At 67.2% G+C, this 25,352-nt stretch carries 25 protein-coding genes; 19 read left to right on the top strand and 6 right to left on the bottom strand.

Annotation, left to right across the window (positions count from 1 at the left end):
- Window positions 1-336: 336 nt before the first annotated feature.
- From rpmH to K8P10_RS15360, 8 genes are all read left to right on the top strand, one after another.
- On the top strand, window positions 337-474 hold the full coding sequence (gene rpmH / locus K8P10_RS15395) for a 50S ribosomal protein L34 (RefSeq protein WP_208236312.1): 138 nt from the start codon (window positions 337-339) through the stop codon (window positions 472-474).
- 22 nt (window positions 475-496) lie between these two features.
- A complete protein-coding gene (rnpA, locus tag K8P10_RS15390) occupies window positions 497-871 on the top strand; it encodes a ribonuclease P protein component (protein WP_224779756.1) in 375 nt (124 codons plus the stop codon).
- On the top strand, window positions 868-1,179 hold the full coding sequence (yidD, locus tag K8P10_RS15385) for a membrane protein insertion efficiency factor YidD (protein WP_224779755.1): 312 nt from the start codon (window positions 868-870) through the stop codon (window positions 1,177-1,179). Before rnpA ends, yidD begins: the two co-directional genes overlap by 4 nt.
- Window positions 1,180-1,184: 5 nt before the next feature.
- Window positions 1,185-2,135 carry a membrane protein insertase YidC gene (gene yidC / locus K8P10_RS15380; RefSeq protein WP_224779754.1) on the top strand — a complete coding sequence of 317 codons (951 nt, stop codon included), beginning with the start codon at window positions 1,185-1,187 and terminating at the stop codon, window positions 2,133-2,135.
- Between the two features lie 10 nt (window positions 2,136-2,145).
- Window positions 2,146-2,646 carry a R3H domain-containing nucleic acid-binding protein gene (locus K8P10_RS15375; RefSeq protein ID WP_224779753.1) on the top strand — a complete coding sequence of 167 codons (501 nt, stop codon included), beginning with the start codon at window positions 2,146-2,148 and terminating at the stop codon, window positions 2,644-2,646.
- Window positions 2,647-2,656: 10 nt separating this feature from the next.
- The gene (gene rsmG / locus K8P10_RS15370; protein ID WP_224779752.1) at window positions 2,657-3,337 is read left to right on the top strand and encodes a 16S rRNA (guanine(527)-N(7))-methyltransferase RsmG; all 681 of its coding nucleotides are present in this window, start codon (window positions 2,657-2,659) and stop codon (window positions 3,335-3,337) included.
- A gap of 94 nt (window positions 3,338-3,431) precedes the next feature.
- Window positions 3,432-4,328, top strand: a complete 897-nt coding sequence (locus tag K8P10_RS15365; protein ID WP_224779751.1) for a ParA family protein — start codon at window positions 3,432-3,434, stop codon at window positions 4,326-4,328.
- Between the two features lie 2 nt (window positions 4,329-4,330).
- Window positions 4,331-5,374, top strand: a complete 1,044-nt coding sequence (locus K8P10_RS15360; RefSeq protein ID WP_224779750.1) for a ParB/RepB/Spo0J family partition protein — start codon at window positions 4,331-4,333, stop codon at window positions 5,372-5,374.
- 74 nt (window positions 5,375-5,448) lie between these two features.
- Here the strand turns inward: K8P10_RS15360 and trxA are convergent, their stop codons facing one another.
- Genes trxA through K8P10_RS15345 form a run of 3 tightly spaced genes read right to left on the bottom strand, consistent with a single transcriptional unit; the run spans window position 5,449 to window position 9,137 of the window.
- The gene (gene trxA / locus K8P10_RS15355) at window positions 5,449-5,772 is read right to left on the bottom strand and encodes a thioredoxin (RefSeq protein ID WP_224779749.1); all 324 of its coding nucleotides are present in this window, start codon (window positions 5,770-5,772) and stop codon (window positions 5,449-5,451) included.
- A gap of 37 nt (window positions 5,773-5,809) precedes the next feature.
- On the bottom strand, window positions 5,810-6,778 hold the full coding sequence (trxB, locus tag K8P10_RS15350) for a thioredoxin-disulfide reductase (RefSeq protein WP_224779748.1): 969 nt from the start codon (window positions 6,776-6,778) through the stop codon (window positions 5,810-5,812).
- Window positions 6,779-6,836: 58 nt separating this feature from the next.
- On the bottom strand, window positions 6,837-9,137 hold the full coding sequence (locus K8P10_RS15345) for a DUF6049 family protein (RefSeq protein WP_224779747.1): 2,301 nt from the start codon (window positions 9,135-9,137) through the stop codon (window positions 6,837-6,839).
- Window positions 9,138-9,179: 42 nt separating this feature from the next.
- Between K8P10_RS15345 and K8P10_RS15340 the strand changes: the two genes are divergently transcribed.
- The 3 genes from K8P10_RS15340 to bcp all read left to right on the top strand — a co-directional run bounded on the left by K8P10_RS15340 (window position 9,180) and on the right by bcp (window position 11,980).
- Window positions 9,180-10,610: a CCA tRNA nucleotidyltransferase gene (locus K8P10_RS15340; protein WP_224779746.1), complete on the top strand. Its 1,431-nt coding sequence runs from the start codon at window positions 9,180-9,182 to the stop codon at window positions 10,608-10,610.
- A 5-nt stretch (window positions 10,611-10,615) separates the two neighbouring features.
- Complete coding sequence (locus K8P10_RS15335) at window positions 10,616-11,377, top strand: PIG-L family deacetylase (protein WP_224779745.1); 762 nt, start codon at window positions 10,616-10,618, stop codon at window positions 11,375-11,377.
- Window positions 11,378-11,503: 126 nt separating this feature from the next.
- A complete protein-coding gene (gene bcp, locus K8P10_RS15330) occupies window positions 11,504-11,980 on the top strand; it encodes a thioredoxin-dependent thiol peroxidase (protein ID WP_224779744.1) in 477 nt (158 codons plus the stop codon).
- A 12-nt stretch (window positions 11,981-11,992) separates the two neighbouring features.
- Here the strand turns inward: bcp and K8P10_RS15325 are convergent, their stop codons facing one another.
- Window positions 11,993-12,760, bottom strand: coding sequence for an SDR family oxidoreductase (locus K8P10_RS15325; RefSeq protein WP_224779743.1), 768 nt, complete (start codon window positions 12,758-12,760; stop codon window positions 11,993-11,995).
- A gap of 160 nt (window positions 12,761-12,920) precedes the next feature.
- On the opposite strand from K8P10_RS15325, the gene uraD reads away from it, so the two are divergent.
- The 5 genes from uraD (at window position 12,921) to aceE (ending at window position 19,173) form a co-directional block, all read left to right on the top strand.
- Window positions 12,921-13,415, top strand: coding sequence for a 2-oxo-4-hydroxy-4-carboxy-5-ureidoimidazoline decarboxylase (uraD, locus tag K8P10_RS15320; RefSeq protein ID WP_224779742.1), 495 nt, complete (start codon window positions 12,921-12,923; stop codon window positions 13,413-13,415).
- Complete coding sequence (uraH, locus tag K8P10_RS15315) at window positions 13,412-13,738, top strand: hydroxyisourate hydrolase (RefSeq protein ID WP_224779741.1); 327 nt, start codon at window positions 13,412-13,414, stop codon at window positions 13,736-13,738. Before uraD ends, uraH begins: the two co-directional genes overlap by 4 nt.
- Before the next feature lie 4 nt (window positions 13,739-13,742).
- Window positions 13,743-14,663, top strand: a complete 921-nt coding sequence (gene pucL, locus K8P10_RS15310; RefSeq protein WP_224779740.1) for a factor-independent urate hydroxylase — start codon at window positions 13,743-13,745, stop codon at window positions 14,661-14,663.
- A 127-nt stretch (window positions 14,664-14,790) separates the two neighbouring features.
- Window positions 14,791-16,380 (top strand): nucleobase:cation symporter-2 family protein, encoded by a 1,590-nt coding sequence (locus K8P10_RS15305; RefSeq protein ID WP_224779739.1) that lies wholly within the window; start codon window positions 14,791-14,793, stop codon window positions 16,378-16,380.
- 48 nt (window positions 16,381-16,428) lie between these two features.
- Complete coding sequence (aceE, locus tag K8P10_RS15300) at window positions 16,429-19,173, top strand: pyruvate dehydrogenase (acetyl-transferring), homodimeric type (protein ID WP_224779738.1); 2,745 nt, start codon at window positions 16,429-16,431, stop codon at window positions 19,171-19,173.
- 47 nt (window positions 19,174-19,220) lie between these two features.
- Here aceE and K8P10_RS15295 read toward each other — a convergent pair whose 3' ends face one another.
- Both K8P10_RS15295 and K8P10_RS15290 read right to left on the bottom strand, forming a co-directional pair.
- Window positions 19,221-19,988, bottom strand: coding sequence for a class I SAM-dependent methyltransferase (locus K8P10_RS15295; protein WP_224779737.1), 768 nt, complete (start codon window positions 19,986-19,988; stop codon window positions 19,221-19,223).
- A gap of 17 nt (window positions 19,989-20,005) precedes the next feature.
- Entirely contained in the window at window positions 20,006-20,770 is a 765-nt protein-coding gene (locus K8P10_RS15290) for an IclR family transcriptional regulator (protein WP_224779736.1), read from the bottom strand.
- Between the two features lie 254 nt (window positions 20,771-21,024).
- Here K8P10_RS15290 and K8P10_RS15285 point away from each other — a divergent pair, with 254 nt between their 5' ends.
- Genes K8P10_RS15285 through K8P10_RS15275 form a run of 3 tightly spaced genes read left to right on the top strand, consistent with a single transcriptional unit; the run spans window position 21,025 to window position 25,348 of the window.
- A complete protein-coding gene (locus tag K8P10_RS15285; protein WP_224779735.1) occupies window positions 21,025-22,446 on the top strand; it encodes an NAD-dependent malic enzyme in 1,422 nt (473 codons plus the stop codon).
- A complete protein-coding gene (gene aceB, locus K8P10_RS15280; RefSeq protein WP_224779734.1) occupies window positions 22,443-24,047 on the top strand; it encodes a malate synthase A in 1,605 nt (534 codons plus the stop codon). Before K8P10_RS15285 ends, aceB begins: the two co-directional genes overlap by 4 nt.
- Window positions 24,048-24,052: 5 nt before the next feature.
- Complete coding sequence (locus K8P10_RS15275; RefSeq protein ID WP_224779733.1) at window positions 24,053-25,348, top strand: aldolase; 1,296 nt, start codon at window positions 24,053-24,055, stop codon at window positions 25,346-25,348.
- Window positions 25,349-25,352: the final 4 nt, after the last annotated feature.

Raw genomic sequence — 25,352 nt, 5'->3', positions numbered from 1 at the left:
ATATCGTGGTCAGAAATCCCGCGAGCGTTGGGATGTCCGGTTGCGGACACCTCGTCATGCCCACGCTACTCAGAGTTTTCTCCACAGACAAACGCGAGAACGCGGATGAACCATCCGGACCGCTGGCCGGGAGGGTGGACCGCGTGCTCGGGCGGGTCGAATGGGTGAGATGTTTCACACTCGCACGTGGAAGCGATCGGGATTCTTTTGACGGACAGGACATTTGCGCTTAAAGTAGATATCTTGTAGAGGCGGGCCCACTATTGGCCTGCCCGCATCCGACTTCCTCTGCGCCTCGAGCACTGGGGATCCATCCCACAAGTCACGGAGTTCACTATGAGCAAGCGTACGTTCCAGCCCAACAACCGCCGCCGCGCGAAGGTCCACGGCTTCCGTGCGCGCATGCGCACCCGTGCGGGTCGCGCCATCGTTTCGGCTCGGCGAGGCAAGGGCCGCGCCAAGCTCACCGCGTAATTCCTCTCCTTCCTGGTGACTCATGCCTGCACGGCAGCATCGCATCACCCGGGGGGACGACTATCGGCGCGTCTCTCGCGCCGGCTGCCGCGTGGGTGGTGCGACATGCACCACCCACGCGGTTTTGCGTGCCGGGCAAGAACCGGCCCGTTTCGGCTTCATCATTTCTCGGGCGGTAGGGAACGCCGTGACCCGGAACCTTGTGAGAAGACGCATGAAGACCATTGTGGAACGGCGACTTCACGAGGGGTTCCGCGGGAGCGACATCGTCTTTCGTGCCCACCCGGCCTCGGCGGAGGCATCGTTCGCGCAACTCGAACGCGAGATGAACCGTGCTCTCGATCGGGTCGAGCGCTGGCAGGGCGAAGCTGCCCAGCACGAAGGGCCGGAGACATGATGAGGCGCATCGTCTCCGGTATCTGGCTCGCGCCGAGAAATCTCTCGATCGCGATCATGCACGCGTATCGCTTCGCGATCTCGCCGCTCTACGGGCAGGTGTGCAGGTATCATCCATCATGTTCCCGGTACGCTCTGGAGGCGTACCAGCAGCACGGATTCGTCCGGGCTTCGGCGCTGACACTGTGGCGACTGCTGCGGTGCAATCCGTGGAGCCAGGGCGGCATTGACGATGTACCGGCGCCTCGGCGGCGGCTTACGACCACGAACTCCCGCGGATTCGTCCGCGCAATCGACCGAAAGGCCTGATCCCGGTGGACTTCATCGAAACACTCCTCTGGCCGCTCCGCTGGCTCGTCGAGCTGGTGCTGTGGGTATGGCACATGCTGTTCACCTCGGTGGGCATGGACACCGACGGCGGGGTGACCTGGGTTCTTGCGATCATCGGCCTCGTGGTCGTCGTGCGTTCGGCGCTGATCCCCGTCACCGTACGGCAGATCAAGTCTCAGAGGCGCATGATGGAAATCGCGCCGGAGATGAAGAAGATCCAGGCGAAGTACAAGGGCAAGAGCGACCAGTTCTCCCGCGAGGCCATGAGTCGCGAGACCATGGCGATGTACAAGAAGCACGGGACGAACCCGTTTGCGTCGTGTCTGCCGATCCTGATCCAGATGCCGATCTTCTTCTCGCTCTTCTACGTCCTCCGCGGCGCTTCTGAGGGTCGCGCGGGCATCGGATTCATGGATGCCGCCCTGACCGAGAGCTTCAACCACGCCTCGATCTTCGGCGCACCGCTCGCGCTCAACTTCAGCGGCGCTCTCGAGCAGGGGCAGTGGACGGTCGTCATTCTGCTCGGCATCATCGTGGTCCTCATGATCGCCTCGCAGTTCTTCACGCAGCTCCAGATCATGTCGAAGAACGTCTCGGACGAGACGAAGAACTCGCCGATGTACCGGCAGCAGAAGATTCTCCTCTACATCATCCCCTTCGCCTTCCTCTTCTCGGGCTACATGTTCCCGCTCGCGCTCAACATCTACTGGTTCACCTCGAACCTGTGGACGATGGCTCAGCAGTTCATCGTCATCCGCAATATGCCGACTCCGGGCAGCGATGCGTGGCGCGCGCGCCAGGAGCGACTGCGCGCCAAGGGCAAGCTCGACGAAGAGCAGGAGGCCGAGATGGATCGTATCAACGGCAAGAAGACGAGTGAGGGCCAGCGGCAGCAGCCGGTCAGTGCCAAGCGCTCGAAAAAGAAGAAAAAGTGAGGCGGCCGCGATGACCGATAGCGCAGCGAACCAGCAGCTCCGAGAGGACCCCTCGATCGAGGAACTTGAGGGCGAGGGCGATTACGCGGCCGACTACATCGAGGGCCTCCTCGACATCGCCGACCTCGACGGTGACATCGATATCAACGTCGCCTCGGGTCGCGTCTATCTCGCGGTCAACGGAGGCGGGCAGGATCTCGACCGCTTGGCGAACCCCGAGACCGTGCAGGCGATGCAGGATCTTACTCGGCTCGCCGCACAGGCCAAGACGGGTCGCTTCTCGCGCCTGATCCTCGATATCGCGGGATCGCGAGAGGCCCGTGCCGGCGAGCTCAAGGGGCTCGTCGATGCCGCGGTGGCCCAGATCGCCGCCGGACGTACCGAAGTCGCCCTCGAGCCGATGTCGTCGTACGAGCGCAAGCTGGTGCACGACGAGGTCGCCGAACGCGGGTACCGTTCGGAGTCCCGCGGTGAGGGACGGGAGCGTCGCCTCGTCATCACGGCCGCCTGAGGAGTTTCACGTGAAACAGGACGGCACTGCCGGGCCCGAGATCGAGCCCGAGCCAGCTGAGGCGATCGATCTGGCGGGCGACCGGATCGATGTGCTCCGCAGATTTGCCGAGGACCTCGGCACGCGCGGTGAGCTGCTCGGCCTCATCGGTCCGCAGGAGGCCGAGCGGCTGTGGTCGCGCCACCTGCTGAACTGCGCCGTGCTGGCTCCGCTGATCGCTCCGGATGCTCGGGTCGCCGATATCGGCACCGGCGGTGGACTGCCGGGTCTCGTGCTGGCGATCCTGCGCCCCGATGCGCAGTTCCGACTCATCGAACCCATGGAACGTCGGTGCGCATGGCTGACGGAGCAGATCGACGCGCTGGGTCTCGAGAACGCCGAGGTCCTGCGAGGACGTGCTGAGGAGTACCACGGTGCCTTCGAGGTCGATCTGGTCACCGCCAGAGCTGTGACGGCGCTGCGCAAACTCGTTCCGCTGACCGCTCCCCTGCTCCGCGATGGCGGTGAGATGCTCTTCTTGAAGGGCGTATCCGTCGAGTCCGAGATCGACGCAGCAGCGAAGACGCTCCGCAAGCATCGTGTCACCGAAATCGAGGTTCGCGAACTCGGCGTCGGGCAACTCGCCGAGACGACACGGGCATTCCGTGGCGTCGTGCAGCGCTCCGCCCGGGCGGCGGATCCGGTCGGATAGGTTCCTGTCGGGGGCAGGCCGTAAAGTAGTACCGGTTGCACCTGCTGAGCTGCACCACACGACCCTCGATCTCGCGACAGGAGTGCATGAGCGCATGAGCGGAGCCGGCAAATCGCTGGTCGGCGATCACCTCGCCGACAAGGTGCGTCGTCGCCGTCGTCTCGAGGAGATCACGTCGAGCCTGCCTGAACAGACCCGGGTGATCACGGTGTCGAACCAGAAGGGCGGCGTCGGCAAGACAACGACGACCGTGAACCTCGCTTCAGCACTCGCGCGGCGAGGCGCGAACGTGCTCGTCATCGACCTGGATCCTCAGGGGAACGCGTCGACGGCGCTGGGCGTAATGCATCGCCCGGAGGTGACGAGCGTTTACGAAGTACTGCTCGGTGACAGCGGCATCGAAGACGCGATCCAGCCGACCACAGACCACGAGCGTCTCTTCTGCGTCCCCTCGACCATCAACCTCGCCGGTGCAGAGATCGAACTGGTATCGCTCGTGGCGCGCGAGCAGCGCCTACGTACGGCCCTGGAGCAGTACCTGCGCGAGGCCGAGCATCACTTCCACTACGTGTTCATCGACTGCCCACCGTCACTCGGGCTGCTCACCGTCAACGCGTTCGTGGCGGCACGCGAAGTGTTGATCCCGATCCAGTGTGAGTATTACGCGCTCGAGGGGCTCAGCCAGCTGCTCGGCAATATTCGACTCATCCAGAAGCATCTCAATCCGGAGCTGGTCGTTTCGACGATTCTGCTGACGATGTACGACGCGAGGACGAACCTCGCGAACGAGGTGGCGGAGGAGGTGCGGTCGCACTTCCCCTCCGAGGTCATGGACGCCGTGATCCCGCGCTCCGTCAGGATCTCAGAAGCTCCCAGTTACGGGCAGACCGTGCACGCCTACGATCGCGCCTCGATCGGCGCACTCGCGTATCTCGAAGCGGCGGCTGAGCTCGCGGAACGCTCGAAACCCCTCACCCACGAAGGAGCATAACGGTGGCGACGAAGAAGCGCGGCGGTCTCGGACGCGGTATCGGGGCACTCATCCCCCAGGGCTCGCAGACCGAGGACCGGCCGGTGGATGTGTTCTTCCCGCAGCGGGAGCAGGCGAACGCCGCCGATGACGCGCCGGTCGCGACCACCGGCGCCGCAGCTCAGGTAGTGGGCGACACCGTCGGAGCACCGGCTCCGGCCGTCGATGGAGCCGAGGATCTGCAGGAGGTCCCCGGCGCCACGCTGACCCGACTGCGGGTCGACGACATCGTGCCCAACCGTGTGCAGCCCCGTACCGAGTTCGATGAGGAAGCGCTCGAGGAGCTCACCCACAGCGTCCGCGAGTTCGGGGTGTTCCAGCCGATCGTCGTGCGTCCGATCGATCCCGTGCCGGCCGACGGCGAGCCGCGGTACGAGCTCATCATGGGCGAGCGCCGGCTCCGCGCATCGAAGCGCGCCGAGCTCGAGACCATTCCGGCGATCGTGCGCAGTACCGCGGACGAGAATATGCTGCGCGACGCACTGCTCGAGAACCTGCACCGTGCAGAACTGAATCCGCTCGAAGAAGCGTCGGCGTACCAGCAGCTGCTCGCCGACTTCGGGATCACGCAGGAGCAGCTCGCCGAGCGGATCGGTCGGTCGCGCCCGCAGATCTCCAACACCATCCGGCTCCTTCGTTTGCCGGAGGCCGTGCAGGCACGCGTTGCCGCAGGGGTGCTCACGGCTGGCCACGCGCGTGCCATCCTCTCGCTCGATGGCGATGCCGAGGGCATGCAGACGCTCGCCGACAAGATCGTCAACCAGGGGCTCTCAGTCCGTGCTGCGGAAGCCGCCGCGGGTGAGACCCCGAAGCGCAAGTCCCCCAAGGCGCGGGCCGGCGGTGTGCAGGCACAGCTCGCCGACATCGCAGAGCGACTGGGTGACCGCTTCGATACCCGGGTGGCGGTGAAGCTCGGCGCGAAGAAGGGGCAGGTCATCATCGACTTCGCGACGATCGGCGACCTGAAGCGCATTCTCGGTGAGCTCGGGGATTCGGGCTTCAACTGATCCCTCCCCAGACAGCAGTGGGCCCCGCACGCATTCGCGTGCGGGGCCCACTGCGTTCACAGAGCGGTCAACGATCAAATGATGCCGCTGAGACGCTCCTCGATGGCGGGCTTCGGCATGGCGCCGATGATCTCACGGACCTCTTCGCCGTCCTTGAAGACCTTCATCGCGGGGATGGAGGTGATCCGGTACTGCGCGGCGAGGTTCGGCTGCTCATCGACGTTGACCTTCGCGATGCGGATGTTGCCCTCGTGCTCGGACGCGATCTGGTCGAGCACGGGCGCGACGGCGCGGCACGGGCCGCACCACTCGGCCCAGAAATCGACGAGCACGGGCACGTCGCTCTGCAGGACCTCCGAGGCGAAGGTGGATTCGGTGACGGTGATGGCTGCGGACATGCTGCCTCCTTACGGTTGAACGGTTGGGATCGGTGGGTCAGACGGCCGCGGGCGCGGTCACCTCGGTGTCGGCGGACACGGTGGTCGGCCGGGCTGCGAGGTAGTGTTCGGCGTCGAGCGCCGCGGTGGTGCCGGACGCTGCAGCGGTGATCGCCTGCCGGTAGGTGGGGTCGACCACGTCGCCGGCGGCGAAGACGCCGGGAAGCGAGGTGCGCGAGCTGCGACCGTCGACGGCGATGGTGCCGTCGCTCGTCAGTTCCAGCTGGCCGTGGACCAGGTGGACGCGGGGGTCGTTGCCGACGGCGACGAAGAGGCCCTCGAGTGCGAGCTCGCGCTCGCTGCCGTCGACCGTGCTGCGGAGCGTCACACCGGTGACCTCGGTCTCACCGTGGATCGCGGCGACCTCGGAATCCCAGATGAACTCGATCTTGTCGTTCTCGAACGCGCGCTGCTGCATGATCTTCGAGGCGCGGAGCGTATCGCGACGGTGGATCACGTAGACCTTCGTGGCGAAACGGGTGAGGAACGTGGCCTCCTCCATGGCAGAGTCGCCTCCCCCGACCACGGCGATGGTCTTCTCCTTGAAGAAGAACCCGTCGCACGTCGCGCACCACGACAGGCCGTGACCCGACAACCGGTCCTCCTCGGGAAGGCCGAGCTTGCGGTACGCCGAGCCGGTGGCGAAGATCACGGTGCTCGCCTCGTAGACGGTGCCGTCGCTGGCGGTGACCCGCTTGACGTCGCCGTCGAGCTCGACGGATGCGACGTCGTCGTACACGACCTCGGTGCCGAATCGCTCCGCCTGCTGCTGCATCTTCATCATGAGCTCCGGGCCCTGGATGCCCTCGGGGAAGCCGGGGAAGTTCTCGACCTCGGTCGTGTTCATCAGCTCGCCCCCCGGTTCCACCTGGCTCGCGAAGAGCACGGGCGCCAGTTCTGCGCGCGCCGCGTAGATGGCCGCCGTGTACCCGGCGGGCCCCGAACCGATGATGATGATCTGCTGCATGAGACTCCCTGAAGCGTAGGCGTGTCGAGCGGCTCCGCCCGATGAGGTGTAACCCATCTTAGGTGCGCGGTATTCCCTCGCCCTGAGCGGCCTCGTCGTCGGTCGCGTGCCCACGCCCGTGGCGCCGCACGCTGCGCCAGATCCCGAAACCGAGGAGGAGCGCCGCGAGCGTCCCGACGGTGATCAGTGCGATCCGCTCGACCGCCGCGCGGATGCTCAGCGGCTGTCCCCCCGAGTAGAAGACCTCTGTGCCTGCACGGTCGGCAAGCTCGATCATGAGGGCCGACTCTCCGGAGGAGACGCGCGCTCGCACGGGAACGAGCACCGTCTGATTGCCCTCGGCGGGAACGAGCGTCGGTTCGATCTCGCGCTCGGGCGCCGACACCGCGGCGGATGCGGGAGTGACGGTGCCGCTGACCTCGGCGTCGAACGGCAGCGAATTGTGGATCTGGAGCGGAACGCGTGAGGAGGCTCCGAGGAGCTGCGTGTGCTCGGAGCTGATCACGTGGACGCCCTGGAGGAGCTCCCGGTCGCGGGCCTGGAACCGCTCCGCCACCTGATCGAAGCCGCTGTCCGCGGGGGCGTAGCGGGTGGCGAACAGGGGAAGCAGCCTGGCCCGCTGGTAGCCCGCCAGATAGTCGGGGTGCACGAGCAGATCGCCGAGGCGTGTGATCTCCGGTTCGCGTCCCAGGGCGGCCTGCAGAAGTTCCGCGCGCGGCTCCAGAGTGGTGCCGGCGCTGAGCGTACTCGTGCCAGCGGGCTGATCCTCCACTGCCGCAGAGGTGACCCAGCTGATCCCCATGAGGTCCTCGATCACGGCCGCGGCGTCATCTGCGTCGCCGACTGCCGCGCGGTCGAGACCGATCACAATGTTGGCGGCGTCCCCGTTCGTGGTGAATGCCAGGAGCGACGCCGCCGTCGCCAAACCGGCCGCGCGATCGGCTGCTGACTCCTCGCGAATGCCCCTGGCGAGTGCCGCATCAGCGCGTGCGTCGGTGACCACCGCGTCGAGCCCCGCGAGACGACTGCGAGGACCCCCCGACTGCACCACGTTCGCGGAGTTCACCACCACCCGTTCCATGCCGGATGAGGTGACCAGATCGAGCGTGCGCTCGTCGACCTCGCCCGGCGCGGGCCAGGCGGTGGACACAGTGTCGTCCCAGGCGAGCAGCTCCTCCTGCGACGGAGCGTTATGCGGGACATCCTCGGAGACGTCGGCGCCATCGGCGTCTCCTGCCGAGTCCGCGGTCCCCGAATCCTCGGACTCGGCAGCGCTGTCGCTCTCCGCGGCGGCTTTGCTTTCCTCACTGGGATCGGGAGTCTCGGTGGACGGCTCGGTCGTGTCGGCGTTACCCGCTGCGTCCTCCGCTCCCCCCGTCGAGGGAGTGCCGTCGCCCGCCTCGGCGAACGTGCCGTGCCGCGTGACATAGGAGAGGTCCCCGGGCTCCAAGAGCTCATCGAGCCCCAGTGCGGCTTGTGCTGCGGGATCGGCATCCCCGAACTGCAGTGAGAACGTGTCGAGCGACGTCGTCTCCAGTCGGCGCAGCAGTTCAGCCGCGACCTCCGGTGCACGGTCGCCGTAGGCGCGGATGCCTGCGGTCAGCCGAGGGTCGATCGCGAGTGTCGCGTGATGGGCTTCGGCGACGTCGAGCAGTTCGGAGAGGCGAGCCGCGGTGTTGGACAGCTGGGCGCGCGTGGGCATGGCACCGGTCTCGCTCGTCAGTACCAGGGGGATGATGAAACTGACGGTCGCCTGCTTGCTGCTGCCCGGGCCGCGCCAGACGATCGATGAGAGGCCAGGCGCGGGTGTCGGGGCGGTCGTCCGGTCCTCACGCGAGTCGTCAGGTGCGGGGGTGAGTGACGCCTGGATCCGGTACACCCCGGCGTCTGTCTCGACGTCCAGTGGAAAGTCGGATCGGGGCACCGACACCGTGATGCTCTGTTCTCCCTCGGCTTCGGTCGCACCGACCTCGGCCGAAGCGACCTGCAGCGTCTCCTCCGGGAAATCCTCCTCCAGGTCCGCGGGAGCGCTCGCCCGTTCCTCCGCGAGTTCGAGATCGAGTTGGCCGGCTGCCAGTGGCTCAGTGCCCGGGTTGCGGATCAGCACGGTGAACGCGAAGTCGGTGTCCGCTGCGGCGAAGACCGGCTCTGCCGGGGCCACGATCACCTCGGGGTCCGGTGCGAGATCCGGATCCGCCTGCTCGGTCTCCACGGGCTGCTCCGCGTCGTCCGGTGCTGCGGCGGACGCCGGAAGAACGCTCCATCCCGACGCGAGGAGTACGACCGCCAGTGCCCCCGCCGCCGCGGCGCGCACTCGGTCGCGCACCGTGGTTCCTCGGGAGAGCAGGGAGCGGCGCATACGATTCAGTGTAGGAGGCGGTGCGGCCAGTAGGCTGGAAGGATGCGACCTCTCGCTGAATCGATGCGTGCCCTGAGCGATATCGCGGCCTCCGAGCCCGTGCGCACCCTGGCGGCCGCGTTCCATGCCGCGGGACACGAGTTCGCGCTCGTCGGCGGACCGGTGCGCGACGCGTTGCTCGGGCGCCGGGTGACCGACCTCGACTTCACGACGTCGGCTCGGCCGGAGGAGACGGAGCGCGTGCTCGCCGGTGTGAGCGCGAAGATCTGGCACGTCGGCCAGGCATACGGGACGATCGCGGCCCGGGTCGCCGGTGAGACCGTCGAAGTGACGACGTACCGGGCCGAGACCTACCGGGACGACTCGCGGAAGCCCGAGGTGACCTTCGGGGAGACCATCGAAGACGATCTCGTGCGCCGCGACTTCTCCATCAATGCCATGGCGCTGCTGCTGCCCGAGATGAAACTCGTCGATGTCTCGGGCGGCGTCGAGGATTTGCTCGCCGGGCTCATCCGGACGCCGGGGGCGCCGGAGGCCTCGTTCTCCGACGACCCGCTCAGGATTCTGCGCGCCGCCCGTTTCGCAGGTCAACTGGGGTTCACGGTCTCCGATGAGACACGCGCAGCCATGAGCGACCTCGCCGACCGTCTCGACATCGTCTCCGCCGAGCGGATCAGGGACGAAATCGTAAAGCTGCTCGGCGCCGACGACCCGGTTCCGGGAATCCGATTGCTCGTCGACGCGGGGGTGGCCAGACGCTTTCTGCCGGAGCTCACGGAGCTCGTGTCGGCGCAGGACGAGCTCGGCAGACACAAGGACGTCTACGAGCACAGCCTCACGGTGCTCAGCCAGGCGATCGAGCTCGAGCAGCAGCGCAGCCCGGCGAGCGACGCTGCTCCGGACATCGTGCTCCGCCTCGCCGCACTGCTGCACGACATCGGAAAACCGGCGACGCGGCGGTTCGAGCGCGGCGGCGTGACGTTCCACCACCACGATGTGGTCGGAGCGAAGCTCGCCCGCAAGCGCCTGCGCGAGCTGCGCTTCGACAACGCGACGGTCAAGTCAGTCTCTCGCCTGATCGAGCTGCACCTCCGCTTCTTCGGGTACAGCGATCAGCAGTGGACCGACGCAGCGGTGCGGCGCTATGTGCGCGACGCCGGGGAGGTGCTCGACCAGCTCCACATCCTTACCCGCGCCGATGTCACGACCCGCAACCGGCGCAAGGCCGAGCGGCTCGAGCACGCCTATGACGACATCGAACGCCGGATCGCGGAGCTCGCGGAGGCCGAAGAGCTCGCCGCGGTCCGCCCGGATCTCGACGGGGAGCGGATCATGGAGATCCTCGGCATACCGCCTGGTCCCCTCGTCGGAAAGGCCTACAAGTATCTGCTCGAGGTTCGCCTCGACGAGGGGCCCCTCGACGAGCCGGAGGCGACCCGACGACTGCTGGACTGGTTCGCGAAGGAGAAGTGAGAGCGATGACCGAGGATCCGAAGACCTGGTTCGCGGGTGTTCCGCGTGTACTCTTCGTTCACGCCCACCCCGATGATGAGACGATCATCACGGGCGGCACGCTCGCGGCGCTCGCCGCAGCCGGCCAGGAGCCGTTGCTGGTGACGCTGTCTCGCGGCGAGCAGGGAGAGGTCGTCCCGGGGACGACGGAGGCGACCGACCCGCAGGGCCTCGCTGCCCACCGGATGACCGAGCTCGCGGCAGCGCTCGCCGCTCTGGGCGTCGAGCGGCACGTCTTCCTCGGAGCAGGCCCCGCACGGGCGGAGGGCCTCCCGCCGCGCATCTACGAGGACTCGGGGATGTCGTGGGGAGCTGACGGGCGGGCGACGGCGGCCCCGGAGGCGGACGACGAGGCGTTGACGGCAGCGCCCGTCATGGAGGTGCTGAACGACCTCGTGGCCGCTGCGCACGACGCCGGAGCCGGTGCGATCGTGAGTTACGACCACGGTGGTGGGTACGGACACCCGGATCACGTGCTCGCGCATCGTGCGGCCCGTGCGGTCGCGCACGCCCTCGAGGTTCCTTTCTGGGAAGCGGTGCCCCTCGATGCCGCGGCCGACGACGGCTCAGTGGAACGGTACGACATTTCGCCCTGGCTCGATCGGAAGGTCGCCGCCCTGCGCGCGCACGCGTCGCAGGTGACGGTGGACGGTGACGCCCTCGTGCACGTCGGGGGGCAGCGGCAGCCCATCGACACGGTGGAGGCGTTCAGGCGGCTCGAAGCCTGACGGAGCGCGGTGCGTTGCGTCTCGGCGATCGGAGAGATACGGTGTATTTCAGTCAACAGAAGAACTCTTCCATGATGCGAAATATGGAGGGTTGAGTGGGGCGTGCGCCTCGGAAAGGCGTCGAAGATGAGCCAGATCGGTCCGGAACTGCAGCCGGGGGACACGCCCCCCGCTTTCTCGCTGAGCGACGCGGAGGGGCGGTCGGTGTCCTCTGCCGATCTCGCCGGTCGTCAGACCATTGTCTACTTCTATCCCGCCGCGTTCACCCCAGGGTGTACCACTGAGGCCTGCGACTTTCGGGATAATCTGGGGTCGCTCGAGGGTGCGGGCTACGACGTCATCGGGATCTCCGGAGACGATCAGGAGACGCTGGCCCGATTCGCGGAGGAGGACGCCCTCGACTTCACGCTGCTGAGCGACCCCGACCACGCTGTGGCGCAGGCCTGGGGTGCCTGGGGTGAGAAGGTCGTCGGTGGCGAGACCCGTATCGGCGCGCTGCGCTCAACCTTCGTGCTCGACGCCGACGGGCGGGTACGGAGCGCCGAGTATCGTGTGGACGCGGCCGGGCACGTCGGGCGATTGCGCGACCAGCTCGGAGTGTGAGCGACCGGAGCCCTACCCCCTCCCGTCGTACGGCATCCCTGTCGCGGTGATGACCAGCTCGTGGACCGCGGTGGACGCCGGCAGCTCGGCGACGTCGACGACCATGCGCGCGGCATGCTCAGGCGGGAACACGGGTTCGGCTCGGAACGAGCCGTCCGGCTGCGCCGCCCCGGTCCCGGCGCCGATGCCCGAGAGTAACTCGGTCTCGGCGTTGCCGATGTCGATCTGTGTGGCGGTGATGCCGAACGGGCGCCCATCGAGCGCGATGGACCTGGTGATGCCGGTCACGGCGTGCTTGCTCGCCGTGTATGCGACCGAGCGCGGGCGGGGTCGTCGGGCGGAGACCGAACCGTTGTTGATGATGCGGCCTCCACCTGGCTGCTGTTCGCGCATGATCCGGAAGGCCGATGCGGCGCACACGAGTGTGCCGGTCACGTTCACGTCGAGCGTGCGCGCCCACTCGTCGAAGTCGACCTCGTCTACGCGGCCAGAGGGACCGAACGAGCCTGCGTTGTTGAAGAGCACGTCGATCCGGCCGAACTCTTCTCCGATCTGCTGGAACACCGTGTCGACGTCGGCGGGCCGTGTGACGTCGACCGGCAGCACGAGCGTCGGGGCTCCCGCGGCCTCCGCCGTCCGTCGGAGCGGATCGTCTCTTCGTCCGAGGAGTGCCAGCGCCCAGCCGCGCCGCGCGAACTCGAGGGCGGTCGCCCGACCGATGCCCGATCCGGCTCCGGTCACGACGGCCACGCGCCGATCTGTCCACTGCAGGTCATTCATGGGTGCCCCTCCGAAGTTCACGATGGCGCGGCGTCTGCCTCACACGCAGCGTATCGAAACCCGCAGTCCTTCGGGGTTGAAAAATCCTCGGGGACGTGATTCACTCAATAACCACAACCTGGAATTTCATTTCCGGAATGTGAAAACCGAAAGGTCAGCAATGTCGCTCGAATCCTTCAACGCGCAATCCCCGGATGCCGCAGCCGCGGTCATCCGACCCTGCGCGGACATCGACCGGTGGGTCGACGCCATCGTCGCATCGCGCCCCTACGCCTCCGTCGCCGATGCGCTCGCGCTCGCCGACCGCGAGGCACGCACCTGGACGGCAGAGGACGTCGACGCCGCTCTCGCTCTCCACCCTCGCATCGGCGAGCGCGCGGGCGGCGACTCCGCCGAGGCGGCACTCTCGCGCAACGAGCAGTCGAGTGTCGGCGCTGACGAGGCCGCGGCGCAAGCGCTGCTGGACGGGAACCGGGCATACGAGGATCGGTTCGGTCGGGTCTTCCTCATCCGTGCCGCCGGGCGATCCGCTTCCGAGATCCTCGCCGAACTCCGTCGTCGCCTCAACAACGACTCGGAGACCGAGTCCGCCGAGGTCGCGCAGCAGCTCCGTGAGATCGCCCTGCTCAGACTGGAAGGAATCCTGACCGCATGAGTCACATCACCACGCACATTCTCGATGCGTCGCTCGGCCGGCCTGCCGCCGACGTCCGGGTACTGCTCGAGACGGGAGCTGGCGACGCCGTCGCCGAGGGCCGCACGAACAGCGACGGCCGCGTCGGTGAGCTCGGCCCCGAACGGCTCGATCCCGGCCACTACCGTCTGCGCTTCGAGGTCGCCGAGTACTTCGCCGCCAGCGGCACGCCGACCTTCTACCCGGTCGTCACGATCGACTTCACGGTCGCTGACGCCGAGCAGCACTACCACGTTCCCCTACTCATCAGTCCGTTCGCCTACTCAACCTACCGAGGGAGCTAATCCTATGACGAGCAACGTTCAGTCCGAGACCAAGGTCGTTCTCGGTGACAACCAGTACGGCAAGGCCGAGAACCACGTCGTACGTGTCACCAAGAACGGCGACCGCCACTCGATCGAAGACCTGACGGTCGTATCGCAGTTGCACGGCGACTTCGACTCGGCCTACTACGACGGCAACAACGAGCACGTGGTCGCCACCGACACGCAGAAGAACACGGTGTTCGCGTTCGCGAAGGACGGCATCGGGTCGCCAGAAGACTTCCTGCTCCGTCTCGGCCAGCACTTTGTGGACGATTTCGACTGGGTGTCAGGCGGCCGCTGGGGCGCCCGCCAGGTGACCTGGGAGCGCATCGCCGTGAACGGCGAGGGTCACGACCACTCGTTCTTCCGCGGCGGTTCGGGCGGAGAGACCCGCACCGCCATCGTGAAGATCGACGGTGGTCAGCATCATGTGGTGGCCGGGCTGGAGGATCTCTCGGTCCTCAAGACCACGGAGTCCGGGTTCGTCGGATACCCCCGTGATCAGTACACGACGCTCCCCGAGACGACCGATCGCATCCTCGCGACGAGCGTGACCGCCCGGTGGCTCTACAACACCACCGACGTCGACTTCAACGCTACGTACGAGTCGGTCAAGCGGGTGATGCTCGAGACCTTCACGAATCACTATTCGCGAGCGCTGCAGGAGACGCAGTACCTGATGGGCAAGGCGGTCATCGAGGCGCACCCCGAGATCGACGAGATCAAGTTCTCGATGCCGAACCTGCACCACTTCGTCGTGGATCTCGAGCCGTTCGGCCTGGAGAACCCGAACGAGGTCTTCTGGGCGGCGCACAGCCCCTACGGGCTCATCGAGGGCACGCTCCGCCGCGACGGTCTCGGCGACACCGACGCGATCTGGAAGGGCATTCCCGCCTTCGTGTGAGTGCTGACGCCGACAACGGCGCCCTCTCCCATCCCGAGGTCCCCGAGCCCGAGCGCTCGGGGACCTCATCGGGGCTGCGCAGTGCGCGCCCGTTACACATCTGAGCCACGCAGACGAGGAGGTCGCGATGAGCAAGAGCACAGCAGACAAGGGGTCCTTCCCGGGGACCATCGACGTCCAAGGAGAACCCGAGAACGAGAAGCTGGGCGTCGGTAAGTCCTTCGCCTACGGTCTGCAGCACGTTCTCACCATGTACGGCGGGATCATCGCCCCGCCCATCATCGTCGGCAATGCGATCGGCGCTGATCCCGACGCCATCGCACTGCTCATCGCCTCGTGCCTGTTCATCGGCGGTCTCGCCACGATCCTGCAGAGCGTGGGCATTCCGTTCTTCGGATCGAAGCTGCCCCTCGTGCAGGGCACCTCCTTCGCCTCGGTCGCGACGATGACCGCCATCGTCGCAGGCGACGGCACCATCAATGAGATCTTCGGCGCCGTGCTCGCAGCCTCCGTCATGGGCTTCTTGATCACGCCGTTCTTCGCCCAGATCATCCGCTTCTTCCCGCCGGTCGTCACCGGCATCGTCATCACCGCGATCGGCCTGTCCCTGATCCCGGTCGCCGGGAACTGGATCATGGGCGGCAACGCCGCTGCGCCCGACTACGGGTCGGTGCAGGGCGTCGGGCTGGCAGGGCTCACCCTGCTCGTCGTCATCATCCTCAGCAAGGTGGGCAGCGGCATGGTGTCGCGCCTCGCGATCCTCTTCGGACTCGTCATTGGCACCGTGATCGCCATCCCGATGGGGCTCGCCGACTTCTCGGGCGTCTTCAGCGGCCAGATCTTCGCGATCCCGACACCCTTCGCCTTCGGGTGGCCCGAGTTCCACGTCGCCTCGATCATCTCCATGTTCATCGTGGTGCTGGTGATCCTCACCGAGACCGCGGCAGACATCCTCGCCGTCGGTGAGATCACCGGTTCCAAGGTGAACTCGCGACGCATCGCCAACGGCCTGCGCGCCGACATGGTGTCGAGCATGGTCTCCCCCATCTTCAACTCATTTACGCAGTCCGCCTTCGCCCAGAACGTCGGCCTCGTCGCGATCACCGGCGTGAAGAGCCGGTTCGTCGTCGCCGCGGGCGGCGTTATCCTCGTGGTCCTCGGCGCACTGCCGGTCCTCGGACGGGTCGCGGGTGCGATCCCGATGCCGGTGCTCGGCGGGGCGGGCATCGTCCTCTTCGGCACCGTCGCCGCGTCCGGAATCCGCACCCTCTCCAAGGTGTCGTACAAGGACAACATGAACCTGGTGATCGTCGCGACGTCGCTCGCGTTCGGGCTCCTGCCGGTCGTCAAGACCGACATCTACTCGCAGTTCCCGACCTGGTTCGACACCATCTTCCACTCGGGCATCTCGTCGGCCGCGATCATGGCGATCCTGCTGAACATCATCTTCAACGAGCTGAAGTTCGGGGGCGGCCGCAACAAGAACGCGTTCGTCGCCAGTCCTCCGCGCATGGTGCGCGAGGACGAGGTGCAGTCGCTCGAGGACGGAGACACCTTCGTCGGAGGCAAGCTCTACTCGAAGGAGGGGGCTGAGATCCCGATCGTGCGCGTCAACGAGACCGGGACCGAAACCACCTCGCTGCACATCCCGACCGCTGACAAGGTCCGCCCCAATACGCGGAACGTCAGGCTCCCCTGGGGGCGGCGCGGCAACTGAGCCGACCCCATCCACGCACACCTACGCACGCATGAAACGGATTCACCAGTGAACGCACCCTTCGACTCCTCCGCTCCAGGCACCCGACAGACCACCGACACGGATCCGCAGGAGACCGCGGAGTGGGTGGAGTCGATCGAGGGCGTGCTCACGTCGGGCGGACCAGGGCGGGCCTCCGCGCTGCTCGCCCGCATGCGGGAGCGGATCGAGGAGTCCGGGGGGATCTCCGGCCCCTCGGATCCCTCCTCGATCGTGACGGACTACGTCAACACCATCCCGGCCTCGGCCGACGCCAGGTATCCGGGCGACGAAGCGGCCGAGCGCCGGTACCGGGCGTGGATCCGGTGGAACGCCGCCGTCATGGTGCATCGGGCACAGCACCCGTCGGTGGGCGGGGTCGGCGGGCACATCGCCACCTACGCCGGTGCGGCGACGATCTACGAGACCGGCTTCAATCACTTCTTCCGCGGGAAAAACCACCCGGGCGGGGGCGACCACGTCTATTTCCAGGGACATGCCTCACCCGGCATGTACGCTCGATCGTTCGTCGAGGGGCGTCTGACCGAGGACCACCTCGACGGCTTCCGTCAGGAGAAGTCGCGAGCCGGGCATGGTCTGCCGAGCTACCCGCACCCGCGTTTGCTGCCCGAGTACTGGGAGTTCCCGACGGTGTCGATGGGCATCGGCCCGATGAACGCCATCTACCAGGCGCAGGCGAACCGCTACCTCCAGGCGCGCGGCATCAAGGACACCTCCGATCAGCACGTCTGGGCGTTCCTCGGCGATGGCGAGATGGATGAGCCTGAATCGCGCGGCATGCTCCAGCTCGCCGCGAACGACGGACTCGACAACCTGACTTTCGTGATCAACTGCAACCTGCAGCGCCTCGACGGGCCGGTGCGCGGCAACGCGAAGATCATGCAGGAGCTCGAGGGCTTCTTCCGGGGCGCCGGATGGAACGTCATCAAGGTCGTGTGGGGCCGTGAGTGGGACGACCTGCTCGCCCGCGATCACGACCGCGCGCTCGTCGACCTCATGAACAGCACGCCGGACGGCGACTTCCAGACCTACAAGGCGGAGTCTGGCGCGTTCGTGCGCGACCACTTCTTCGGTCGGGATCCCCGCACCGCGAAGCTCGTCGAGGACTACACCGATGACCAAATTTGGAACCTGCGCCGGGGCGGCCACGACTACCGCAAGATGTTCTCCGCGTACCAGGCGGCGATGGCGCACCGCGGACAGCCCACCGTGATCCTCGTGAAGACGGTGAAGGGCTACAAGCTCGGTCCGAGTTTCGAGGGCCGCATGGCGTCGCACCAGATGAAGAAGATGACGCTGCAGGATCTCACGGAGTTCCGCGACCTGCTGCGCATCCCGATCTCCGACGCCGAACTCGGCAAGGACGTCTACCGGCCGCCCTATTACCGGCCTGAAGCAGGATCAGCCGAACTCGAGTACATGCTCGAGCGGCGCCGCGCACTCGGCGGAGCCGTACCCGAGCGACGGTCGAAGTACACCCAGATCGAGCTGCCGGACGCGAAGGCGTACGAGCTCGCGAAGAAGGGTTCTGGTGCGCAGCAGGCGGCCACCACCATGGCGTTCGCCCGCATCCTCCGCGAGATCCTGCGCGACAAGAACATGGGGCACCGGGTCGTCCCGATCATTCCCGACGAGGCGCGCACGTTCGGCATGGACGCCTACTTCCCGACCGCGAAGATCTACAACCCCAAGGGTCACACGTACATGTCGGTGGACCGAGAGCTGCTCCTCGCCTACAAGGAGTCCGCGACGGGTCAGATCCTGCACGTCGGCATCAACGAAGCGGGTGCCGTGGCGGCGTTCACCGCAGCGGGCACCTCGTACGCCACGCACGGCGAACCGCTCATCCCCGTGTACGTCTTCTACTCGATGTTCGGGTTCCAGCGAACGGGCGACTCCTTCTGGGCGGCCGCCGACCAGATGACCCGAGGCTTCGTGATCGGCGCGACAGCGGGGCGCACCACGCTCATGGGCGAGGGTTTGCAGCACGGCGACGGTCACTCACCGCTGCTGGCATCGACGAACCCCGCCGTGGTGTCATACGACCCGGCGTACGGGTACGAGCTCGCGCACATCGTGCGCTCCGGCTTCGAGCGCATGTACGGCGGGGAGCACCCTGATCCGAACGTCATGTACTACCTCACGGTCTACAACGAGCCGATCTCGCAGCCCGCGGAGCCCGAGGGCGTCGACGTGGAGGGGATCCTCCGCGGTATGCACCGCGTGGCGCAGGCCGGTGGCGGCTCGATTCCAGCCCAGGTGCTCGCTTCGGGGGTCGCGGTGCCGTGGGCGATCGAAGCGCAGCGCATCCTCGCCGAGGAGTGGGATGTGGCGGCGGACGTCTGGTCGGTCACCTCATGGAGCGAGCTGCGCCGCGAAGCGCTCGACGCCGACGAGGCTGTGCTGCACGAGCGCGCACCGCGCGAGCCCTACGTGACGCAGCGGTTGCGGGAGAGCAGCGGCGGTCCGGTTGTCGCGGTGAGCGATTACATGCGGGCGGTGCAGGATCAGATCGCCCAGTTCGTGCCGCAGCGGTTCCTGTCGCTCGGCGCCGACGGGTTCGGCTTCTCGGACACCCGTGCTGCGGCGCGACGCTTCTTCCGGATCGACGTGGAGTCGATCGTGGTGCGCACGCTGGAGGCGCTCGCGCTCGACGGCGTGATCGCGGCGGATGTGCCGGCGCGTGCGGCCGAGCAGTATCGTCTGCAGGATGTCAACGCCGGCCACACGGGGAATTCGGGCGGCGACGCTTAAGGGAACGCAGCGCGTTCCCGGCGTCGCCGGAGGAAGCCGGTCCGCGTTCAGCGGGCCGGCTTCCTGGCTTCGATGAGCTGCCGGGTGGAGTGCGCGACGAACGGCCCCGTGCGGGTGATCCGCTCGTGGAGTTCTCTGAGGCGATCGCGGTAGCGTTCGACGGAGAAGTCGGGTACCCACCAGATCACTTTGCGGAGCAGGTAGACGACGGCGGCGACGTCGTGGAGTTCGATCCGCAGCCTGGCGGTCTGCACGTCGATGATCTCGAGTCCGGCCGCCTGAGCCTCAGCGGTTTCGGCGCCGACGTCGCGGAGTTTCCGGGCTTCCGGTTGGGGGCCGAGGAAGAACTCGATGAGTTCGAAGGCGCTGGCTGCGCCGATGTGCTGGGCGAGGTAGGTGCCTCCTGGCTGGAGTACGCGGGCGATCTCGCCCCACCAGATCGTTGCAGGGTGGCGGCTGGATACCAGATCGAAGGTGTCCGAGGCGAAGGGGAGCGGTGGCTCGTCGGTATCTGCGACGACGGTGACACCGCGCGGGTGGAGCAGGCGCGTGGCGCGCGCCACGTTCGGCGGCCAGGCTTCGGTGGCGACGGCGATGGGAGGGAACCGCGGCGCCTCAGCGAGGACTTCGCCGCCTCCGGTCTGCAGGTCGAGTGAGGCCGTAGCCTCGGCGAGTCGTCCGGCCAGCAGGCGTGCGTACCCCCAGGGTGGGCGTTCCTCGGTGGCGCGGCCGTCGAGCCAGGAGAAATCCCAGCCTGTGGTGTCGGCCGCCGACCCGAACGCGAAGAGGTCCTCGAAGGTCGCGTCCGCTCTCATGGGTGTGGGAGGGTGCCTCAGCGGGCGCCGCTGCTGCGGAGTTCCTGCCCGACGCTGGCGGCGATGCTCTGGAGCAGCGGTACGGCCCGGAGGCCGAATGCTTCGTCCACGCGCGAGGTGGGGCCCGAGACGGAGATCGCGGTGGGGGTGGGGGCATTGGGAACGGGGACAGCGAAGCAGCGCACCCCGATCTCCTGCTCGTTGTCATCGATGGCGTACCCGCGTTCCCGGATGCGCTGGAGGTCGGCGAGGAGTTCGTCGACGTCGCCGATGCTCTTGTCGGTCGCGCGCGGCATGCCGGCGCGACTCATGATGCCGCGCACCGTCTCGTCGTCGAGCTGGGAGAGGATCGCCTTGCCGACGCCGGTGTTGTGCATGGGGGCGCGGCGCCCGACCTCCGTGAACATGCGCATGGTGTGCGGTGAGGGCACCTGCGCGATGTAGAGCACCCGGTCGCCCTCGCGGACCGCCATGTTCGCCGATTCGGCGAGTTCGGCGACGAGCGAGGTGAGTTGAGGTTTCGCGTAGGCGCCGAGCTGCGTGCTCGCTCCGTCGCCGAGGCGGATGAGCCTCGGCCCGAGCGCGTACCTGCGGTTGGCGAGTTGGCGCACGTATCCGCGCCCGACGAGCGTCCGGAGGAGGCGGTGAATGGTGGGGAGCGGCAGCTGAGACTGCTCGGCGAGTTCGCTGAGGGTGAGTGATCCGCCTGCCTCGGTGATGGCCTCGAGCAGGTCGAAGACCCGCTCGACGGATTGGACTCCACCGCTCGACTGCTCTGCCATGTGCTCCCTCTCAGATGATTCGTGTGCCGATACGACCCTGTGTCTTGCCCGTCGTCCGTGACGGATGCACCAGTGTGTAGTGTCTCACGCACGAGCCGTCGCCGTGGTGCCTACTGCAGGGTTGTTGCGTCTCACGGGACCTCGTCCTAGTATGATTTCATAAAATAGAAGAAAACATCCACAAAGCGGAAAAGTTGGTCACCGAGGCTCAGCTCACCGCCCCCGTTCGTTCCAGTCGATCAAGGAGGATCACCATGGCAGCTCCGAGTCCCGGATACTCAGTCACCATTCGTCTCAAGACCCCAGCGGGCTTCAGCGTCACCAGCGAGGTCGTCGCAGCCGCGGGCCAGGCGGACGCTCAGATCACGGCGGTGGATGTCGTCGAGTCGCATCCGGACAGCATGGTGATCGACATCACCGCGAACACCTCGTCCCCCGATCACGTCGAGCAGGTCACGTCAGCGGTCAGCGAGGTGCCGGGCGTCGAGGTCGAGCACGTCAGCGACCGCACCTTCCTCATGCACCTCGGCGGCAAGCTCGAGGTCGTGCCGAAGTTGGAGCTGCGCAACCGCGACGACCTCTCCCGCGCCTACACTCCCGGCGTCGCCCGGGTGTCGAAGGCGATCGCCGAGGACAAGGGCCTGGCGCGCAACCTCACGGTGAAGCGGAACACGATCGCGGTCGTGAGCGACGGATCGGCCGTCCTCGGCCTGGGCAACATCGGCCCGGAGGCCGCACTCCCGGTCATGGAGGGCAAGGCGGCGCTCTTCAAGCAGTTCGCCGACGTCGACGCCTGGCCGGTCTGCCTGGACACCCAGGACAGCGACGAGATCGTCATGATCGTGAAGGCTCTCGCGCCCGTCTACGGCGGCGTGAACCTTGAGGACATCGCGGCCCCACGCTGCTTCGAGATCGAGGCGCGCCTCCGCGAGGAGCTCGACATCCCGGTCTTCCACGACGATCAGCACGGCACCGCAATCGTCGTGCTCGCCGCGCTGAACAACGCGCTCCGCGTCGTCGGCAAGAAGATCGAGGACATCCGGGTCGCCATCTCCGGTGTCGGCGCCGCGGGCAACGCGATCATCCAGCTGCTCCAGGCATCCGGTGTCTCCCACATCGTGGCCGCGGGCCGCGCCGGGATCGTCGCCCGCGATCACGAGCACTCCGACCCGCACCGGAAGTGGATCGCCGAGCACACCAACCCGGAGAACCTCACCGGTTCGCTCTCCGACGCCGTGCGCGGAGCAGACGTCTTCATCGGCGTCTCGGCACCGAACGTGCTCACCGAGGCCGATGTCGAGAGCATGGCCGATCAGGCGATCGTCTTCGCGCTCGCGAACCCCGACCCCGAGATCGATCCCGCCCTCGCCGCGAAGCACGCGGCGGTGGTCGCAACGGGCCGCAGCGACTTCCCGAACCAGATCAACAACGTCCTCGCGTTCCCCGGAGTCTTCCGCGGTCTGCTCGACGCCGGCGTCTCCGACGTCACCGACGAGATGCTCGTCGCCTCGGCCGACGCGATCAGCGGGAACGTCTCGGACGAACAGCTCAACTCGAGTTACATCATCCCCAGCGTCTTCGACCGCGATGTCGCCCGCGATGTCGCCGAGGCGATCGTCGCCGTAGCTCAGCGCAACGGCTCCGCAGACACCCCCGCAGAAAGGAACGCGCGATGACCATCGAGGTCTCCGACCACGCACCCACCTCCCGATCCGCGGAGATCCTCACCCCCGAGGCGCTCGCGTTCGTCGAGCAGCTTCACGAGCGGTTCGCCGGTCGTGTGCCCGACCTGCTCGAGCGTCGCGCGGAGCGCCGCGAGGAGTTGGCGCGCAACCCGAAGCTCGACTTCCTCCCCGAGACAGCTGAGATCCGGGCGGGCGATTGGAAGGTGCCGGAGCCGCCAGCCGCGCTGGCCGATCGCCGGGTCGAGATCACGGGGCCCGCCAGCCCGACGAAGATGGCCATCAACGCCCTCAACTCGGGCGCGAAGGTCTGGCTTGCCGACCTCGAGGACGCCTCGACGCCGAGCTGGTTCAACGTCATCGACGCGATCACGAATCTGAGCGATGCCGCACGCGGCGACCTCTCCTTCACCTCGCCAGAGGGCAAGGAGTACCGTCTGCGGACCGACGCGCCCTTGGCGCTCGTGGTCGTGCGCCCCCGAGGCTGGCACCTGCCCGAGAACCACGTCACGGTCAACGGCGAGACCGCCGTCGGCGCGCTCGTCGATTTCGGGCTGCACTTCTTCCATAACGCCAAGGTGCTCTCCGAGAAGGGCGAGGGACCGTTCTACTACCTGCCCAAGATGGAGAGCCATCTCGAGGCGCGCCTCTGGAACGACATCTTCACGTTCGCGGAGGAGGCGCTGGAGATCCCCGAGGGGACGGTCCGGGCCACCATGCTGATCGAGACGATCACGGCGGCCTTCGAGATGGACGAAATGCTCTACGAGCTCCGCCCCCACGCCTCAGGCCTGAACGCCGGCCGCTGGGACTACCTGTTCAGCATCATCAAGAACTTCCGCGACGCCGGCGACTCGTTCGAGCTGCCGGACCGCGCGCAGGTCGCGATGACCGCGCCTTTCATGCGCGCGTACACCGAGCTGCTGGTGCAGACCTGCCACAAGCGCGGAGCATTCGCGATGGGCGGCATGGCGGCCGTGATCCCGAACCGGCGCGAGCCCGAGGTGACGGAGCAGGCGTTCCAGAAAGTGCGCGACGACAAGTCCCGCGAGGCGAACGACGGGTTCGACGGCTCCTGGGTCGCCCACCCCGACCTCGTCCCGGTGTGCAAGGAGATCTTCGACGGCGTCCTCGGCGACAAGCCGAACCAGATCGATCGCCAGCGCCCCGACGTCGACGTCCAGGCGGAAGACCTCATCGACATCTCCTCGCTGCAGGGGACCGCGACGATGGCGGGCCTCCGCACTAACCTCTATGTCGCGGTGGCCTACACGGCCGTCTGGCTGAGCGGCAACGGAGCGGTGGCGATCCATAACCTCATGGAGGACGCCGCGACCGCGGAGATCTCGCGCTCGCAGGTGTGGCAGCAGCTGCGCAACGGCACGGTGCTCGACTCGGGAGAGACCGTGACCCGCGAGCTCGTGGAGAGCGTGCTCGAGGAGGAGCTCGACCGTCTTCGCGGCGAGGTTGCGGTGGACGCCTATGAGCGCTTCTACGCTCCGGCAGGCGAGCTCGTGCACGATATCGTGCTGAGCGAGGAGTACACCGACTTCCTCACGCTGCCGGCGTACGAGCTGCTGACGAAGCAGCGGTGATCCGCGTGACGGAGACTTCGCAGACCTCACTCGCGGCCGCCGATTTCGCGGCGGCCGCCGAAGCCCTCGCACCCACCGACCGCCTCCTGGCGACCTCGTACCCCGGGGACTCGGGGAGCCGGCAGCCGATCCACACGGTGTACGTGGCGGGTGATCGCTACGCCCCTGGTCTCGCCCGCGAGTGGGGGGACGCCGCGCTCGCCGCGGTCGACGGCGTAGGCGGGATCGAGCGTCTCGTTGCAGAGCTCGGGATCGCCGATGCCGATCGCACGATCGTCGCCGAGCGGGTGCTGGTCAAGCTCGGCAGCGAGCCAATCGAAGACCTGCGGATCGACTTCGAGGACGGGTTCGGCGATCGCGGTGACGCGGCCGAGGACGCCGCGGTTGTCGCGGCTGCCGAGGCGCTCGCCGACGACCTCGCTGCGGGAACCGCTCCCCCGTTCGTCGGGATCAGGTTCAAGTGCTTCGAGGCGGATACGCGTGAGCGCGGCATCCGCACGCTCGACCTCTTCCTCACGACGCTCGTGTCGCGCACCGGTGCCGCCGGACTGCCCGAAGGCCTCGTGCTCACCCTGCCCAAGGTGACCACCGTCGCGCAGGTCGAGGTGATGGTGGGGCTGCTCGAACGCCTCGAGGGCGCACTCGAGCTGGCTCAGGGCCGCCTCGGCTTCGAGGTGCAGGTCGAGACCCCGCAGCTGATCATCGGAGCCGGAGGGACGATTCCGGTGGCGGAGCTGCTGCACCGCGGCGCTGGCCGGATTACGGGCCTGCACTACGGCACGTACGACTACTCGGCCTCGCTCGGGATCGCGGCGGCCCAGCAGTCCATGGAGCATCCGGCCGCCGATTTCGCGAAGCAGGTCATGCAGGTCGCCGTCGCAGGCACCGGTGTGCGCCTCTCCGACGGATCGACGAACGTCGTCCCCGCCGGTGACGAGGCGAGCACCATCGCCGTGTGGCAGCTGCACGGCCGTCTCGTGCGCCGATCGCTCGAGCGCGCCTACTACCAGGGCTGGGATCTGCACCCGGCCCACCTGCCGAGCCGGTTCGCGGCCAGCTACGCGTTCTTCCGTGACGGCGTCGAACAGGTCGCCACGCGACTGAGGAACTACGTCGAGCAGAACACCGACGGATTCCTCGACGAGCCGGCCACGGCTCGTGCCCTCGCCGGGTTCCTGGCGAGGGGCGTGCAGTCCGGCGCCGTGAGCTCGGAAGAGCTGGCGGATCGCGTCGGCATCGGCGAGTCAGAGCTCGTCGCGCTCGCCTACCCGCGGCGCGACACCCCCGCAACGAAGGAATGAGGAT

It is taken from the genome of Leucobacter sp. Psy1, from assembly GCF_020096995.1.
Taxonomy (GTDB): Bacteria; Actinomycetota; Actinomycetes; order Actinomycetales; family Microbacteriaceae; genus Leucobacter.
This window is presented reverse-complemented; position numbering and strand designations above follow the sequence as displayed.